Genomic DNA, 16,577 nt, shown 5'->3' with positions numbered 1-16,577 from the left:
CCCCTTCCCTTGCCGGCGTCGCTCAGCGGGACAGGGTCACCGCGCGCTTGCCTCCCAGGGCTATGGATAGCTGGTTGGCCTTGCCGACCAGGGTTTCGGCAAAGGCCTCGAGTTTCTTCTTGGGCAGGCGGGCGATCGGGCCCGAGATGCTGATCGCGCCCAGCAACTGCCAATTGACCCCGTATACCGGCGCCGACACACTGGCTACATCGGTGTCGCGCTCACCCAGGGAAATGTAATAGCCCTTGCGCCTGATGCCGTCGAATTCGGCGCCCGGCGTGCCCGTGAAGGCGAGTATCACCTTGCCGGGCGAGCCCTTTTCCAGCGGCAGGACCTGCCCGACGCGTATGTGGAAGCGGATTGCCTGCGGCCCTTCGACGCGGTACAGGCATATGCGGGCATTGCCTTCGCGCACGAAGAACGTCGAGCTTTCGCCCGAGAGCTTGGACAGTTCCTGCAGGACGGGTTCGACCGAGGCCGTGACGTCGAAAGACGCCTGGTAGCGGGCGCCCAGCCATCCGGACGCGGGCCCCAGGCGCCACGCGCCGTCTTCGCGATAGACCAGGTATTGATGCGTCGCCAAAGTACGGGCGATGCGCAGCACGGTGGTCTTGTGCAGGCCGGTGCGGCGGCTGAGCTCGGCCAGCGGCAGGTAGCCGTCCTGTACGCCGAAGGCTTCCAGCAGCCCTATCGCCCTGTTGACCGAGATGACGCCCGTGTCTGCCATGTCTTGCGATTTGTCTTTCACGCCTTATTCCTTCGGCGGCTTGCGATGTCTACGAGCCATCGCGGCACCACGCGCAGTGTATTTCAACAGAAGAAACAGCATTGTATGCAGCAAAACATAATTTTATAGTCGTTCGCGGCGAATAAATAAAGCATGTTTGTGCGTCGCCTGGCCGCCTACGGCGCGCTCGCGTTACGCGCATGGCCGGGCGGCGGGTGTGCGCCGGAAGCTATAAATTTTCCTCAGGAGGAGTGTTTGATGAAATCGATATATCTCGCGGCCGCGTCGGCCCTGGTTCTGGCCGGGACGGCATACGCCGGCAACGCAAGTTATCCCGCCAACCCCGTGAAGGTCATAGTCGGCTTCAGTGCCGGAGGCCCCACCGACGTGGTGGCGCGCGCTTTTGCCAATTTCGCCAGCCAGCAGGCGGGGCAGAGCTTTATCGTCGAGAACAAGCCGGGCGCCAATTCGACGATTGCCGCCCAATATGTCAGCCAGGAAAAGCCGGACGGCTATACGCTGCTGCTGGCGGCGACCAATCTCACCACGACGCCCGCCCTGTACGGGAAAAGAATCAAGTTCGACGTCGAGAAATCGTTCGCCCCGATTTGCGCTTTTGCCAAGAGCCCTACCGTGCTGGTGGTGGGGCCCTCGCTGCCCGTCAATAGTTTGCGGGACGTAATCGCCCGGGCGAAAAAGAACCCGGGCAAGTATTCGGTGGCCTCGCCGGGGGTCGGCAGTTCGGGGCATTTCGCCATGGCCAAGTTCGAGGAAATCACCGGCACCAAATTCAATCACATCCCTTACAACGGCGCCGCGCCGGCGATTACGGCCCTGATGGGCGGACAGGTGGACATGTCGTTCGCCACCCTGGGGTCCGTGTTGTCCCAGTTGAAGTCCGGCAAGCTCAAGGTAGTGGCGGTGGCGTCGGCCAAGCGGCTGAAGTCCCTGCCCAAGGTGCCGACGTTTGCCGAAGAGGGCATCAAGAACTATTCCGAGGACGCATGGTACGGCCTGCTGGCCCCCGCAGGAGCCCCGCCGGCTGTATTGTCGACCTTGGAAAAATACGCCCGGGGATTCCAGGCCGATGCGCAGATGCGCCAGAAGCTGGATACGCTGGGCCTGCAGCCCGATGCCACCTGCGGCGCGAATTTCGCCGCCGAGATCAAGCAGGAGGTCTCGACATACAGCGGCGTGGCCCGCAAGCTCGGGCTGAAGAATTGATACGGGTTCGCGATCAAATAGATAAGAGTGCCGGGCGTGCCTCGGATTCAGGAAATATCCACGGCGTAAGTGCGTTGCGCGGTGTCGTGGAACAGGTCGGCGATTTCCTGCGGCGAGCAGCCCCGGCAGATTTTCTTGAAGGCGTTCCACAGCACATGGTACGAATACATGCCCTTGTCGACCGGGAAGTTGCTTTCGAACATGCAGCGCCGCGTGCCGTACAGGTCTATCAGCGTCTCGATATATGGGCGCCAGTCCGCGGCCAGCGCGTCCGACGAGGGCGCCACGTCCAGTTCGTGATGGCGGTGGCCCGAGATCTTCATTCCCATGCCTCCCAGCTTGACGCTGACGTTCGGCAAGGCGGATAGATCGCGCATGCCCGATTTCCAGTCCTGGAATACTTCGTCGCGCATGTCGGCATAAGGGCCCACGCCCAGCGGGCCGCCGATGTGGTCGACGATGATCGAAACATCGGGACAGGCCCAGGCCAGCTCGAGGACTTCCGGCAACTGCGTATGGTAGGCCCACACGTCCAGGCTCAGCCCATGCCGCGACAGGCGCTTTGCGCCGGCCTGGAAGCGCGGGTCCGCCAACAGGCCGGCAGGCGGCTGTATGGGGTTGCTCCGGACCTCGGGATGTGCGTGCCAGGCAGTCGAATTGCGTATGCCCCTGAGGCGGCCTCCGCCCGCGGGCAGCAGGCGCTCGATCACGGCGTCGACTTCGGCGCCGAGTGTCAGGTCCGCGCAGGCCACGATGCCGGCGCATCCGCGCCTGGGGCCATAAAGGCCGCTGGCAAAGCATGCCGCCACGCCGTTGGCGAATTCCACTTCGCCTACGGGCTTGTAGCGTTCTTCGCCAGCCTGCTTGTACATGCTGCGCGACTGGACGAAGACCGTCGCTTCCACCTTGTGGCCCGAGGAGATGTCCGCATTCAATTCGTCCAGCAGGTACCTGGACCCCGGCCTGTCCCACAGATGATGGTGCGGATCGATGATGGGCAGCTCGGGCCACAATATGTCTTCGCAGCGCGTGGCGAGCCAGTCGGCCCTGATGGGAATGTGTGGTGAGTTGCTGGTAGCCATGTTCATATGTCCCAAAGGAATTCCACGATTATGCAGGCGGGCCTGGCGTAGAGGCCATTGCGCGGCCTGCAAGCCGGCCCCGGCTCGGGGCGCTTGCCGTCTTGCCGCGCGGCTGGACGGAAAAAACCGGCAAGCAGCACAGGCCGCTTGCCGGATGATGAGGCCCTGCTATGGCCGTCGCGCGGCGCGGCGCACGATCATTGCACGGCGATATGTGCCTTGCTTACGACGTTCGCCCATTTCGAGAATTCCCCGGCCAGATATTTCTGGAAATCTTCCGGCGTGGAGGCCACGATGTCGGCGCCCAGCGAATCGAATTTGGCCTTGACGTCGGGTTCCTGCAGCACTTCCCGTATCGAGGCCTGGAGCTGTTGCGCGACTGCCTCGGGCGTGTCCTTGGGCACCAGCACGCCATTCCATTCGTATACCTGATAGCCCGCCAACCCGGACTCGGCCACCGTCGGGGTGTCGGGCAGCAGCGGGCTGCGCTTGGGCGAGGTAATGGCCAACGCCCTGAGCTTGCCTTGCTTGACCAGCGCCAGAGACGAAGAAATATTCGTGAACATCATGTTCACCTGGCCCGCCACCGTCGCCATGATGGCCGGGCCGCCGCTCTTGTAGGGCACGTGCAGCATGTCGATGCCCCAGCCCTGCCGGAAGAGTTCGCCCGCCATGAACTGCACCGTGCCCGTGCCGCCTGAAGTAAAGGTCAGCTTGCCCGGCTCGGCCTTGGCGGTTTTCACCACGTCGGCAACACTTTTCAGTTTCGAGCTTACAGGGACGACCAATATATTCGGCGTGACCGATACCAGCGTCAGGGGCATCAGATCCTTGGCCGGATCGAAGCTCATCTTGTGCAGCGCCGGGTTGATGGCCAGCGGGGTTGCGTCGTACAGCACCGTGTAGCCATCGGGCTTGGCGTGGGCCACGTAGGCCTCGCCGATCATGCCGCTGGCGCCGGACTTGTTCTCCACCACCACGCTCTGGTGCAGCTTTTGGCCCAAGTGCAGCGCAATCAGCCGGGCCAGGGAATCCGCCGTGCCGCCCGGCGCATAGGGCACGACGAGATCGATAGGCCGGTCGGGATAAGCGGCGGACGCCACGGCGGGCAGAATGGCGGCGGCGCAGAGCGCGCCGATAAGCAGTTTCTTCATGGTTGATCTCCAGGGTTCGTCTTTATCGGAATCTAACTTCTAGGAAAAGGAAATGCCTGGTCGCGGGCTTGCTCCCCGGGCGCAGGCTGTGTCGCGATATAAGGCGTGTCAGCGCGCAAGCGGCACCCCGGCGTGTTGCATCGGGATCGCCAGGATCGATCCGCTAGTCGATTCCGTGCAGTACAGCGTCTTGCCCTCGGGGCCGCCGAAGGCGATGTTGGTCAGCGACTTGCCCCGCGGGCTGCGCCAGATCTCGTCGGGTTCGGCCATTTCATTCAATACCCATACGCGGCCCAGGCCGGGGTTGGCGACGATCAGGCGGCCGGCCTGGTCGACGGCCAGGCCGTCGGGGCCGCTGGGGCCGTGGGACGTGAAGAACTGCCCCACCTTGGCGACGCTGCCGTCGGCCATCAGCGGCACGCGCCAGACGCAGTTGCCGCGGGTCACCGCGACGTACAGCACTTTTTCGTCGGGGCTCAGGGCGACGCCGTTGGGGCTGGGCACGTTGTGCAGCAACAGGTCGAGGCGGCCGTCGCGGGCCAGGCGGTATACCCGGCCGCTGGGGTCGTGCAGGCCCGACTGGCCCTGGTCCGTGAAATAGAGATTCCCGGCCGAATCGAAAATCAGGTCGTTGACCCCCTTGAATCTCTCGGTATTCCGGCGCGGCAGGTAAGGGCCGATCTCGCCCTTGGCCAGGTCCAGCCGCATCAGGCCGTTCTTGTAGTCGGCGATGATGAACTGGTCTTCGCCGAGGAACTTCATGCCATTGGGCTCGCCGTCGTATTCGACGACAAGTGTCCATTGCCGGTCGGGCGATATCTTGAAAATGCGGCCGTAGGGAATGTCGGTGACATACAGATTGCCTGCGGTGTCGAAGACGGGGCCTTCCAGAAAGGAGTCCACCGATGTCCCGCCGCGGTTGGCGTCGGCCCATTCCGAGGCCGCGCCGCTGCGCCGGTATCGATCGGGCATGGCGCTGTATATTTCCGCGTCGCGAATTTCCACGTCGTGGCTCAAGAACATGGCGTCTACTCCTTTCCGGGCGGGTCAGGCCAGATGGCTCAGCAGGTTGCGCGCGGCCGCCACGCCCATATTGACGTAGGCGTCTTGCGTGACCCCGCCGATATGCGGGCTGAGCAGGATGTTTTCCTCGGCGAAGAACGGATGCCCGGCGGGCGGCGGCTCTTGCTGGAAGCTGTCCAGGGCGGCCGCCCCGACGCGGCCGTCGCGCACCGCGGCCAGCAGAGCGTCTTCGTCGATCAGCCCGCCGCGCGCGGTGTTCACGATAATGACGCCGGGCTTGCACAAGCCCAGGGTCTGCGCGTTGATCAGATTGCGGTTTTCCGCCGTCAGGGGGCAGTGCAGGGATACGACGTCCGAGACGCGCCAGAGCTCCTCGAGATCCACCGTGCGCACGTAATCGGCAACGTTCTTCGCGTAAGGATCATAGGCAACAGTGCGCATGCCCATGGCGTGCGCGATCGATGCCGTGCGCGCGCCGATGGCGCCCAAGCCTATCAGGCCCAGCGTGCGCCCATGCAGCTCTATGCTCTTGTGGGTGGCCTTGTCCCAGTGCCCCGCGTGCATGCGGCTGTTCATCTTCACCACGGATTTGACGCAGGCCAGCATCAAGGCGATTGCGTGTTCCGCCACGGCGGGGGCGTTGACGCCGGTCGCCGCGCAAACCGCGACATTGCGCGATTTGGCCGCCTGGCTGTCTATCGTGTCGATGCCGCTGCCGTGCTTGGAAATGACTTTCAGCGAACGGCCCGCGTTGATTGCAGCGGCGCTGATTTTCCCGTAGCGCACGATGATGCCTACCGGATCGTGTTTTTCGATCAGGGCCACGATGTCGCTTTCCTGAGGCTTGGGTCCTGCGAACACCACGTCGAAGTCCTTGAGCAGGTCCAGCGCCTGCGGGGCGAGATCCGCTGCCGTCACGAGGACGGCCTGCTTGTTGCCGCTCATAGCGTCTCGCCGTCCTTCAGGACGCCGGCCTGGACCAGAGTTGCGAGCAGCCAGGGCGCGCCCAGGTCGCCGTTCTTGATGGCGGCGATCCGCCTGGCTTCGGCGTCCACCTTCTTTTGCGCCAGGCCCAGGATTTCCTCGACGTTTTCCTTGGGCACGACGACTACGCCGTCGGCATCGCCCACGATCAGGTCGCCGGGGTTCACCGTAGTGCCCGCCAGTGTGACGGGCCAGTTCACGCGGCCGCCCAGGGCCTTGGTCGGGCCGTTGGGGTTCGTGCCCACCGAAAAGACCGGGAAGGTTCCCTCGGTGAGTTCTTCCGAATCCCGGGCCGCGGCATCCAGCACGAAGCCGGCCAGGCCCTTGGCCTGGGCCTGCGTGGACATGATGGTGCCGCACAGGGCAGAGGACGTGTCGCCCTTGCCTTCGACGACGATCACGTCGCCCGGCTGCGCCAGAGCCAGGGCGGCATGGAACATCAGGTTGTCGCCGGGCCTGACCTCGACCGTGAAAGCCGGCCCCGCGACTTTCATGGAAGGATGCAGCGGCTTTATGCGCCCGCCCAGCGTGCCGCGGCGGCCGCCCACGTCGGCCAGGATAGCGGCCTGGAACTGGCTGGCGCGCTTGACCAGGTCGGCGGAAACGCGTTCGATGTCTTTGCGTATGAAAGGAAGGTTTTTCGTCATGGCGTGTATATCTCCGGATGTATTGCGGTCGATGCGCAGTGGCTCAGTGCGCAAGAGTGATGTGGGCTTTCTTGATGAGGTCGGCCCACATGTCGTAGTCGGTGTGCAACCGTTTCGTGAAATCGGCGGGCGAGCCGCCCAGGGTTGCGGCGCCCTGCGCATTCATTTGCTTCACGAAAGCGGGGTCCTTGACGGCCTTGTTGATGGCCGCATTCAGCGTCGCGCGGATGTTGGCGGGGGTCTTGGCGGGCACCAGAATGCCGAACCAGGTCGTTGCGTTGAAGCCCTTGTAGCCGGACTCGTCGATGGTGGGCACATCGGGCAGCACCGACACGCGGCTTTGCGAGGTCACGCCCAGCGCCTTGATCTGGCCGGCCTCGATGGAGCCCAGCAGCGTGGGGATCGACGATATATAGGCCTGGAGCTGGTTGCCTATCAGGGCCGGCAGGCCGTCGGACGCGCCTTTGTAGGGCACGTTGGTGACATCGATGCCGGCGGTGCGCTCGAACAGCACGGTGGTCAGGTGCGCCACGGTGCCTATGCCGGGCAGGCCGATATTCATGCTGTTGGCGGGCGCTGCGCGCACGGCCTTGGCGAATTCGGCGGCGTTGTTGTACTTGGCGGCCTTGGGCGCTACCAGGACCAGCGGCGATTCGGCCACCAGGCTGATGGGGGCGAAACTCTTGAAGGGGTCGTAGGGCAGGCCCTTGTGCAGCGTGGGATTGATGGCGAGATTGCTGGTCTGTCCCAGCACCCAGGTATAACCGTCGGGGTCTGCCTTGGCGGCAGTGGCCACGCCGATGTCGCCGCCGGCGCCCGCCCGGTTGTCGACGATGATGTTCCAGCCGTTCTGCTGGGCCAGCGTCTTGGCGAGGTCGCGGGCGATCAGGTCGGTGCCTCCGCCCGGCGGAAACGGCACGATCAGCTTGATGGGGTGGCTGGGGTAGCCCGCCGCCAGGGCCGAGGCCGACAGCAGCGCCGTGGCCAGCGTGCTCGACAGTTTTGCGAAGTATTTCATGTGCCCTCCTGAGGCTGTGTGGGTTTTTGTGCAGGGGTGATCGGGTCCGGGCATACTAGCCATAAATTTCGTAGTGCGCACTAGCGTTGCAACAGACGAAATTAATTCCGGACCAGAAAACAATCGGCTATGGGTGCGAGCGGGGACGGGCTGCACTGCGCCCCGGGCGGCGACGCCCGGCATTAGAATGTTTATTTCCCACTCTCCCTCAGGACCACGCATCATGACTGTCGAAGAGCGCTTGATCGAAATTGAAATCAAGCTCACGCGCCAGGAAGACCTGACGCAAGAGCTCAACCAGCTCGTGTACCAGCAGCAGAAGCAGATCGACGAACTCAAGGCGTTCTGCGCCTCGCTGGCCAGGCAGGCCGAAGACCTCGCCGACAGCGGGGCGGCGCCGTCGGCGAACGAAAGGCCGCCGCACTATTGATCCGTGGCACCGGAAGAAAGGGCCGGGCACGGCAAAGAATTCGAAACAGGAAGGGGCTGGATACGATGACGAGCGATTCCGCTAAAGGCGATACATGGCCGCCGGCCGGCCCGGTGGCAGTGCTTTACGAGTCCATCGAGGCGCCTGCCGTCGGTAATGTGCACAGGTCGGTCAAGCGCGGCGGCTACGCCGACAGCGGCGCCGACATCGCTTTCGCGTTGCGCGCCGCCGGTGTCGAGGTCCGCACGCCGGCGCCGGAACCGGCCGCCGGCGTGGATACGGACTGGGTCTATCCCGATTCGATCGAAGGCATACAGGCCGCGCTGGACGACGGCGCGCGCGTGTTGTGGGCCAACACGGTGCTGTTCAAGGGCCACCCGCTGGAATCGTTCCTGAAGCTCGCGCGCATCGTCGGCCAGTTGCCCGAGCGCGTGCAGTCCTACGACGACAAATGGGTCGCCAACGAACTGCTGCGCCGGCATGGCTTGCCGGTGGCGCCTTCGGTGCTGGTGGGCACCGACGACCCGCGCCAGACCTATTCCATCGACGCCGTGTCCGATTCTGAACTCGCCGCGCACGGGCTGCATTTCCCGCTGGTGGTCAAGCCGCTGCGCGGGCGCGGCAGCCAGGGCGTGTTTCGCGTCGATACGCTGGATTCCTTGCGCGCACGCTTCGAGCAGATCATGAAGGCGAGCGAGATCTTCCGGGGCGACCTGGTGCCGGTGTTCGACCGCTCGGTGATCGTCGAGCAATTCCTGCCGGGCGAAGAACTGGCCGTCGCCGTGATGCCGCCCGGCACCTACCGCATACAGGGCGAGCAGCAAACCATGGCTGCGCACTGGAGCCTGCCCGCCGTGCAGCGCTGCCGGCACGAAGACGGTGTAGCGCCATACGACGACGCCGAGCCGCTGGCTTCCAACAGCAAGCCCCTGGACCGCGACGCGCAACAGCAGCCCGCCTTGCGCAGGCTGCTGGACCACTGCGCGCGCGCCGCGGCCCTGGTCGATTCGCGCGCGCCCATACGCATCGACTGCCGGGCCGGCAAGGATGGCAAGTACTACCTGTTCGACCTGAACATGAAGCCCAACCTCACCGGCCCCGGCCGACCCGACCGCGACAATCGCGACAGCCTGATCGCCATGGCCGCCAGGGCGGCGGGCTGGTCATATACCGACTTGCTGCTGAACATGCTGGCCCAGTCCTGGACGCAGGGCCGCAAGTAGCCGCCCGCGGATTTCGGGCCTTTCATTCGCTTATTTGGGAGAGCGGCCGGCTCGACCGGACCGGGAGGGACCCTCGTGCGCCGGGTTTGATTTCCCTATTCTCCTTTTCTATAATGTCGACAATGTACAAAATACAAAAAACATAGAAGATGCGAAATGCGGAGGACAGCCGCTGCGGCGCCAGTGCTGTCCTCTGTGGAAAACGGCTGGTGTTCCCAGTCGCAGAGAGTTCTACGAACTCCCAACCCGGAGATAGCCGTCGTATGGGTCATAGCAAACAGGAGATTCAAATGAGCGAAATAAAGGTGGTCCCCCTGGGCTACGCGGCCGGGGCGGCTGTGCATGGGCTGGATTTGAGCCGGCCGCTGGCGCCGGCGCAGCAGGCCGCCGTGCAAGCGGCATGGAACAAGCACTTGGTGCTGGTCTTTCCGCAGCAGAAGCTGGATGCTCCGGGCCTGATCGCGTTCACCCGGAATTTCGGCGAGGTCGAGCGCAACGACAATGTGCCGTACTACCGGGACCCGGACTATCCCGAGGTGTTGCTGGTTTCGAACAAGCCGCGCAACGGCAAGCCTTCCGAAACGCGCAACACCGGCCGCAACTGGCACTCGGATCTCAGCTATACCACCCGGCCGGCCAAGGGATCGGTGCTGATGTGCAAGGAAAAGCCGGATGTGGGCGGGGACACGATGTTCGCCAATATGTACATGGCCTACGAGTCGCTCAGCGCGCCCATGCGAAAGTTCGTGGAAGACCTGCAGGCGATCCACGATATCAGCCTGATCAAGGGTTTCGAAAAGCGGGACCCCGAGCAGGTGGCCGCTCTCAAGCGCCGCAATCCGCCCATCGTGCATTCCGTGGTCCGGGTGCATCCGGAAACCGGCCGCAAGCTGCTGTTCGTGAGCGAACGCATACGCAGCTTCGTCGGCATGACGGAAGAAGAAAGCAAGCCGATTCTGGACTTTCTGAATCGCCACGCGACCTCGCCGGAGTTCGTCTATCGCCACAAGTGGAGCGTGGATGACGTGGTGATGTGGGACAACCGCTGCACCCTGCACATCGCGCTGGCCGATTTCGACCAGACCCAGCCCCGCCATATGATGCGCTGCTCGATGCTGGGCGAGGTCTCGGGGGCGGTACTCGAAGAGCAGCAAATGGATGCCCGCTCGCTGGGCAGCGCCATAGCGGCAATGTCCTGAGCAGGCAGCACAAGGAAGGCCCGGGGCCCATGCGGCCTGCGGGCGCCGAATTCATAGAACAAGGAGACAAACATGATCCAAGCACTCAAGAAACTGCTGTGCGTCGCAGCTCTCGGGCTGGGGCTCGCCCTGGCCTCGTCGCAGGCTGGCGCGCAGCAACCCGTCCGCCTGCTCGTGGGTTTCCCGCCCGGAGGAACCACGGATGTCCTGGCCAGGCTCGTGGCCCAGCACCTGACCGAAGTCACGGGCAGGTCGGTGATCGTCGAGAACCGGCCCGGCGCCAGCGGAAATATCGCCGCCGGCATGGTGGCCAAGGCTGATGGCGACGGAAATACTTTGCTGTTCGTCCCGAGCAGCCACGCCACCAATGCGTCGCTTTATTCCAACTTGCCTTTCGATACGCTCAAGAGTTTCCGCGCGGTGGGCATGGTGGCGGCGACGCCTTATGTGCTGGTCGTCAACCCTAAGGAGATCAAGGCCAGGACCGTGCCCGAGCTCGTCGCTTATCTGAAGAAATATCCCGGCAAGGTGGAATTCGCTTCGGCAGGCCCCGGAACAGGCCAGCATCTGGCGGGCGAGCTGTTCAAGATGCAGGCCAAAGTAGACATCATGCACGTGCCGTACAAGGGCAGTTCGGCGGCGTGGCCCGACCTGATAGCCGGCCGCGTTCCCATGATGTTCGACAATATTGCCGTCATCATGCCCCTGATCAAGAAGGGAACGCTGCGGCCGCTGGCCATCACTTCCCTGTCGCCTTCCAAGTTCCTGCCCGATGTCCCCACGGTTGCCGCCAGCGGCTTTCCGGGCTTCGAGGTGCTTGGGTGGTTCGCCTTATTGGCCCCGGCCAGTACCCCCGACGGTGTCATTCGGGAATACAGCGCGGCCCTGGGCAAGATCGAGTCCGATCCCAAGTTCGTCGCCACGCTGGGCCGGATCGGCGCCGAACCGTTCGTGCGCACGCCGCAGCAGTCGGATGCCTTCATCGGCCAGGAAGTGGCGAAGTGGCAGGGGGTAATCCGCAAGGCGCATATCAGCCTGAATTGACTGTCGTTGCCGCTGCGGGCCATCCGGTTGCCGAAAGCTTGCAGAGAGGGGCGCGGCGCTCGCGTGGGCGCCCTTCTTGCTTGCCGGGGACGCAAAGTGCCTGGAGGTCGATGGGATATACTAGGCCCGGCCATTTGCCGGGCCGATCCACGACACCGCATTACGCAGCGCAACGCTGCGGCGGGGATGCCGGGCCGCCCACTTCAAGCCGCGTGTGAACATCCATGAGCAATCGCCAGACTTCTTCCGCCAATGAGCGCCTGCCTCTGGGACGGGCGACGAAGTCTTTGCCGGAACAGGTCGCCGACCAGCTCGCCGAAATGATACACGGGGGGGAATGCGAACCCGGAGAACGCCTCAAAGAAGAGATGCTGGCCGAGCGTTTTGCGGTCAGCCGCACCACCATCCGCGAAGCCATCAACGCGCTCGAGCGGCGCGGAATGATAGAACGCATGCCGCGCTACGGAGCCCGCGTCAAGGTAATCGACGCGGCCGAAGTCGAAGAAATCTTCGGCATCCGCGCCCAGTTGTTGGGGCTTGCGGCGCGCATGGTGGCGGAAAAAGGCTCCGATGCCACATTAGCCCGTTTTGCCGGCCATATCGAACGGCTGTGCCAACTGGCCGAGAAAGAATCGACCGCGCCCGCCGCTTATGCCAAGGCCTCGATCGAGGCGCAGCACTTGCTGGTGTCGGACGCGGGATGGAAACAGTTGTCGACCATCTACGAAGGCCTGAGCAGCCAGGCTCTTTGGCGCATCTCGGTGCGCGGCAAGTCATTGAGCTTCAAGACCGTGCAACGCCGCAGAGAGTCCGCCGCGGATTGGCAGCGCATATGCGAAGCCGTTCTCGCGCGCGACCCGGACCAGGCCGAACTGCGAGCCAAGGCCTTGTTGCACGCATCCTACCTGGCGGCGCGCGAGTGGCTGTAAAGACTGCAGCTCCGTAGCCTGCAGTCACTCGCAGCCATAGCCTATCGACGCGGCTTGTGGATCGCTCGACAGGCCCATGGCACGGGCCGCCCGCCGGAATTTCACTTCTTCACGCCGAAGCAGTTTTCCAGCCCCGGGAAGCTGCCGTCGCGCACGCTGTTGGCATACTGTTCGACCGCACCGCGTATCACCGCGCCCACGTCGGCGAACTGGCGCGCGAACTTGGGGATGCGCGGGCCGCTCAGGCCGAGGATGTCCTCGGTGACCAGGATCTGCCCATCGCATGCGGGCGATGCGCCTATGCCTATGGTCAGGATGTCGAGTTCCTGGGTGATGCGCCGCGCCAGGGCTTCGGCCACCCCCTCGAGCACCACGCCGAAGGCGCCGGCCTGCTGGTGCGCCAGGACGTCCTGGAAGATTCGTTCGGCCGCGGCATCGTTCATGCCCTGGGCCTTGAAGCCGCCCATGGTGTGCACATACTGCGGCATGAGCCCCACGTGCGCCAGCACCGGCACGCCGCGCTCCACCAGGAAGCGCGTGGTCTCGGCCATGACCGCGCCGCCCTCCATCTTGACGCCGTCGGCGCCGCTGGCCGCCAGCGCCCGCGCCGCATTGGCGTAGGCCTGCTGCGGCGATTCCTGGTAGCTGCCGAAAGGCATGTCGACGATCACGCAGGCCTTGGAGGTCGAGCGCACTACCGCCGCCGCATGGGCGGCCATCTGCTCGATAGTGATCGACAATGTATCGGGCAGGCCGTAGCCCACCATGGCGGTGGAATCGCCTATCAATATCATGTCCAGATAATCGTCGAGCAGGCGCGCGAACGGCGCCGTGTAGGCGGTCAGGCAGGCGAGCCTGCGCTGCCCCTTGCATGCCGCCAACTGCGGCACGCTGATGCGTTTGACTTCGGCATGTACGCTCATTTTCCTGTGCTCCCTGTGCGTGTTGCGACGCGCTGCGGCCGCGGCGCCGGGTAGCGCATCGCGATATTGTGTGAGTTATTGTGCAACTGCAGCAAACGCTCTTTTAACATACGTATAATCAATCGACAGCCTCTTGGTTTCCACGCAGTCCGCAGCAAAGATCGGAGTCCCGCCATGCCTTTTACGCAGAACTCAGTCAAGTTTCATGATGGACACAGCGCGCCGCAGCTCGGGCTGGGCGTCTGGCAGGTCGAAGACGACATCACCGCCCAGGTGGTCGGCACGGCCCTGAAGGAAGGTTATCGCCTGGTCGATACCGCGGCCATCTACGGCAACGAGAAAGGGGTCGGGCTGGGCCTGGCGGGCTCGGGCATGGCGCGCGAAGACCTGTTCGTCACCACCAAGCTGTGGAATGACCGCCACGGACACGACAGCACGCCCGCGGCTTTCCAGGAAAGCTTGGACCGCCTGGGCCTGGATTACGTGGACCTGTATCTGATCCATTGGCCGGTGCCCGCGCAGGATCGCTACGTCCAGGCCTGGGAAGCCATGCTGGGCCTGCGCGACGAAGGCCGCGCGCGTTCCATCGGCGTGTCCAATTTCAATATCAGCCATTTGCAGCGCCTGCTGGACGAGACCGGCGTGTTGCCGGTGGTCAACCAGATCGAACTGCATCCGCGCTTCCAGCAGGCGGAGCTGCGCGAGTTCCATGCCGAGCACGGCATCCAGACCCAGGCCTGGAGCCCGCTGGGACGCGGCGCGCTATGGGAAGACCCCGTGCTCAAGGCTGTCGCGCTCAAGCACGAGCGTACGGTGGCGCAAGTGATGATCCGCTGGCACATCCAGTCGGGCAATATGGTGATCCCCAAATCGGTGACGCCCGCTCGCATCCGCGAAAACTTCCAGGTCTACGATTTTGCGCTGGACGACGAGGACATGGCGGCCATCGCCGAGCTGGACCGCGCCGACGGCCGCAGCGGTCCCGATCCGAAAACCTTCGGCGCCCCCAAGTAGCCGCCGCGGGGCCCGGCGCGCCGTGCCAGGGACACCCCGTGCCCGGCGCAACGACTTGCGGATCGGGGCGCCGGTGTTTTCTAATTAGCGACGGATTTCCCGTCTCTTCATACCTGCTTTCCAAGGACACCCGCGACATGACTGCGCAACGCCAGACCAGCATTCCCGCCCTGTACATGCGCGGGGGCACCAGCAAGGGCGTATTCTTCCTGCCCGAAGACCTGCCGCGCGACGCCGCCAGGCGCGACGCGGTGCTGCTGCGCGTGATGGGCAGCCCCGACCCGTACGAAAAACAGATCGACGGCATGGGGGGCGCGGTCTCCAGCACCAGCAAGGTGGTGATTGTCGGCAAGAGCGAGCGCCCCGGTTGCGACGTCGACTATCTGTTCGGGCAGGTGTCGATCGACAGGCCGCTGGTCGACTGGAGCGGCAACTGCGGCAATCTCACCTCGGCCGTCGGGCCGTTTGCCATACACCGCGGCCTGGTGCAGGCGCCGCGCGACGGCGTGGCCCGCATCACCATATGGCAGGCCAATATCGGCAAGAAGATCGTGGCACATGTGCCGATGCGCGACGGCGAGGTGCAGGAACTGGGCGACTTCGTGCTGGACGGCGTTACGTTCCCGGCGGCCGAGATCCCGCTGGAATTCCTCGACCCGGGCGCGGACGAGGGCGATGGCGACGGCTCGGGGTCGGCCACTTTTCCCACCGGCAAGCGGATCGACGAACTGGACGTGCCGGGCGTGGGCAAGGTGCGCGCGACGCTCATCAATGCGGGCAATCCGGGCGTATTTGTTGCGGCGGCGGACCTGGGCCTGACGGGCACCGAACTGCCGGCCGAACTGGCCAAGGATACGGCGCTGCTGGCGCGCCTGGAGGCCATCCGCGCCCATGGGGCGGTGGCCATGGGGCTGGCCGAAAGCGCCGAATTTGCCACCAGCCACAGGCAGCACACCCCGAAGGTGGCGTATTTCGCCGCGCCGGCGGCCTATACCGCCAGCAGCGGCAAGGCGGTGCGGGCCGAAGACATAGACTTGCTGGCGCGCATCATATCCATGGGCAAGCCGCACCACGCCATGACCGGCACCGGGGCGGTCGGCATCGCCGCGGCCGCCGCGATTCCCGGCACGGTCGTCAGCGAAGTGCTGGGCGCCACTCGCAGCGCCGTCTGCTTCGGCCATCCCTCCGGTGTGCTCAGGGTCGGGGCCGAAGCGCGCGAAGAGGGCGGCAACTGGGTCGTGACCAAAGTCGCCATGAGCCGCAGCGCCCGGCGCCTGATGGAAGGCCGGGTGTACGTCCCGCAGGAATTGCTGGACTAATTGCTTGCTCGCTCTGGAGGCCACTGACGCGCAGTGTGTACCAATGCCAGTATCCACACTGTGTCGTCGGCTTCTGCCAGCTCGTATATGAGTCGATAGCTTTCGTGCGGGACCAGCTCGCGGGTGCCTGGGATCCTTCCGGGGCGGCCGAGCATTGGAAATGCTCCGAGCTGTGCAGCGCAACTGAGGAATAGTTCGTCCATGTCTACAGCGGCGCGCGGACTATCGGCTGCGATGTAGTCCTGTATGTCTAGGCGATCCTGGTTGGCCTCCGGCGTCCAGACGACTCTCACGAATCGGCCTCATCGGCACGGCGCAGCAGCTCGGCTCGCCGGACAGCGGCTTCAGCCTCAAGCTGCTCTTGAGGCATGCCTTTGCCTGCCCGCATCGAGACGCGAGCGCGTTCGACCTTGTGGCGCAAGAACTCATCGTATTCCCGCGCATGCTTGCGTTGGCTGATGTAATCACGCATCAGCTCGCGAACGATTTGCGATGCGGGCCTGTCTTCAAGTGCGGCCTCGGACATAAGCTGGTCGCGCAGTTCCGGTTCCAGCTTCATCGTGAATACAGCCTCTTTGCTCATGACAGGTCTCCGCATAACCTTGGATACTAATAACGTCTATATATCGTTAGTATC

18 protein-coding genes are annotated in these 16,577 nt (G+C 64.1%); 8 read left to right on the top strand and 10 right to left on the bottom strand.

What is annotated here, in order from left to right:
• Positions 1 to 22 precede the first annotated feature (22 nt).
• On the bottom strand, positions 23 to 727 hold the full coding sequence (locus KVP10_RS18675) for an IclR family transcriptional regulator (protein WP_217966279.1): 705 nt from the start codon (positions 725 to 727) through the stop codon (positions 23 to 25).
• Between the two features lie 258 nt (positions 728 to 985).
• On the opposite strand from KVP10_RS18675, the gene KVP10_RS18670 reads away from it, so the two are divergent.
• On the top strand, positions 986 to 1,951 hold the full coding sequence (locus KVP10_RS18670) for a Bug family tripartite tricarboxylate transporter substrate binding protein (RefSeq protein ID WP_217966248.1): 966 nt from the start codon (positions 986 to 988) through the stop codon (positions 1,949 to 1,951).
• Between the two features lie 47 nt (positions 1,952 to 1,998).
• Here the strand turns inward: KVP10_RS18670 and KVP10_RS18665 are convergent, their stop codons facing one another.
• From KVP10_RS18665 to KVP10_RS18640, 6 genes are all read right to left on the bottom strand, one after another.
• A complete protein-coding gene (locus KVP10_RS18665) occupies positions 1,999 to 3,033 on the bottom strand; it encodes an amidohydrolase family protein (protein WP_217966247.1) in 1,035 nt (344 codons plus the stop codon).
• 197 nt (positions 3,034 to 3,230) lie between these two features.
• Positions 3,231 to 4,187: a tripartite tricarboxylate transporter substrate binding protein gene (locus tag KVP10_RS18660; protein ID WP_217966246.1), complete on the bottom strand. Its 957-nt coding sequence runs from the start codon at positions 4,185 to 4,187 to the stop codon at positions 3,231 to 3,233.
• A 108-nt stretch (positions 4,188 to 4,295) separates the two neighbouring features.
• On the bottom strand, positions 4,296 to 5,210 hold the full coding sequence (locus KVP10_RS18655) for an SMP-30/gluconolactonase/LRE family protein (protein ID WP_217966245.1): 915 nt from the start codon (positions 5,208 to 5,210) through the stop codon (positions 4,296 to 4,298).
• A gap of 24 nt (positions 5,211 to 5,234) precedes the next feature.
• Complete coding sequence (locus tag KVP10_RS18650) at positions 5,235 to 6,155, bottom strand: hydroxyacid dehydrogenase (RefSeq protein ID WP_217966244.1); 921 nt, start codon at positions 6,153 to 6,155, stop codon at positions 5,235 to 5,237.
• Positions 6,152 to 6,841, bottom strand: coding sequence for a 4-carboxy-4-hydroxy-2-oxoadipate aldolase/oxaloacetate decarboxylase (locus KVP10_RS18645; protein WP_217966243.1), 690 nt, complete (start codon positions 6,839 to 6,841; stop codon positions 6,152 to 6,154). Before KVP10_RS18645 ends, KVP10_RS18650 begins: the two co-directional genes overlap by 4 nt.
• A gap of 43 nt (positions 6,842 to 6,884) precedes the next feature.
• Complete coding sequence (locus tag KVP10_RS18640) at positions 6,885 to 7,859, bottom strand: Bug family tripartite tricarboxylate transporter substrate binding protein (RefSeq protein WP_217966242.1); 975 nt, start codon at positions 7,857 to 7,859, stop codon at positions 6,885 to 6,887.
• Positions 7,860 to 8,082: 223 nt separating this feature from the next.
• On the opposite strand from KVP10_RS18640, the gene KVP10_RS18635 reads away from it, so the two are divergent.
• From KVP10_RS18635 to KVP10_RS18615, 5 genes are all read left to right on the top strand, one after another.
• Positions 8,083 to 8,289: a SlyX family protein gene (locus tag KVP10_RS18635; protein WP_217966241.1), complete on the top strand. Its 207-nt coding sequence runs from the start codon at positions 8,083 to 8,085 to the stop codon at positions 8,287 to 8,289.
• A gap of 65 nt (positions 8,290 to 8,354) precedes the next feature.
• On the top strand, positions 8,355 to 9,512 hold the full coding sequence (locus KVP10_RS18630) for an ATP-grasp domain-containing protein (RefSeq protein WP_217966240.1): 1,158 nt from the start codon (positions 8,355 to 8,357) through the stop codon (positions 9,510 to 9,512).
• A gap of 290 nt (positions 9,513 to 9,802) precedes the next feature.
• Complete coding sequence (locus tag KVP10_RS18625; protein WP_217966239.1) at positions 9,803 to 10,711, top strand: TauD/TfdA dioxygenase family protein; 909 nt, start codon at positions 9,803 to 9,805, stop codon at positions 10,709 to 10,711.
• 72 nt (positions 10,712 to 10,783) lie between these two features.
• Positions 10,784 to 11,755: a tripartite tricarboxylate transporter substrate binding protein gene (locus KVP10_RS18620; RefSeq protein WP_217966238.1), complete on the top strand. Its 972-nt coding sequence runs from the start codon at positions 10,784 to 10,786 to the stop codon at positions 11,753 to 11,755.
• Positions 11,756 to 11,979: 224 nt separating this feature from the next.
• On the top strand, positions 11,980 to 12,684 hold the full coding sequence (locus KVP10_RS18615; RefSeq protein WP_217966237.1) for a GntR family transcriptional regulator: 705 nt from the start codon (positions 11,980 to 11,982) through the stop codon (positions 12,682 to 12,684).
• A gap of 101 nt (positions 12,685 to 12,785) precedes the next feature.
• Here the strand turns inward: KVP10_RS18615 and panB are convergent, their stop codons facing one another.
• Positions 12,786 to 13,607, bottom strand: a complete 822-nt coding sequence (gene panB, locus KVP10_RS18610) for a 3-methyl-2-oxobutanoate hydroxymethyltransferase (RefSeq protein WP_217966236.1) — start codon at positions 13,605 to 13,607, stop codon at positions 12,786 to 12,788.
• A gap of 174 nt (positions 13,608 to 13,781) precedes the next feature.
• On the opposite strand from panB, the gene KVP10_RS18605 reads away from it, so the two are divergent.
• Positions 13,782 to 14,621: an aldo/keto reductase gene (locus KVP10_RS18605; RefSeq protein WP_217966235.1), complete on the top strand. Its 840-nt coding sequence runs from the start codon at positions 13,782 to 13,784 to the stop codon at positions 14,619 to 14,621.
• 137 nt (positions 14,622 to 14,758) lie between these two features.
• The gene (gene prpF, locus KVP10_RS18600) at positions 14,759 to 15,940 is read left to right on the top strand and encodes a 2-methylaconitate cis-trans isomerase PrpF (protein WP_217966234.1); all 1,182 of its coding nucleotides are present in this window, start codon (positions 14,759 to 14,761) and stop codon (positions 15,938 to 15,940) included.
• On the opposite strand, the gene KVP10_RS18595 is transcribed toward prpF, so the two are convergent.
• Together KVP10_RS18595 and KVP10_RS18590 are read right to left on the bottom strand one after the other, a co-directional pair.
• Positions 15,937 to 16,233, bottom strand: a complete 297-nt coding sequence (locus KVP10_RS18595) for a type II toxin-antitoxin system RelE/ParE family toxin (RefSeq protein WP_217966233.1) — start codon at positions 16,231 to 16,233, stop codon at positions 15,937 to 15,939. The genes prpF and KVP10_RS18595 overlap by 4 nt on opposite strands.
• Positions 16,230 to 16,523, bottom strand: a complete 294-nt coding sequence (locus KVP10_RS18590) for an antitoxin of toxin-antitoxin stability system (protein ID WP_217966232.1) — start codon at positions 16,521 to 16,523, stop codon at positions 16,230 to 16,232. Before KVP10_RS18590 ends, KVP10_RS18595 begins: the two co-directional genes overlap by 4 nt.
• Positions 16,524 to 16,577 lie beyond the last annotated feature (54 nt).

Source organism: Candidimonas humi (genome assembly GCF_019166065.1).
Classification (GTDB): Bacteria; Pseudomonadota; Gammaproteobacteria; order Burkholderiales; family Burkholderiaceae_B; genus Candidimonas; species Candidimonas humi.
Note: the sequence above shows the minus strand (reverse complement) of the source record. Positions and strands in the feature narration are given on the sequence as shown.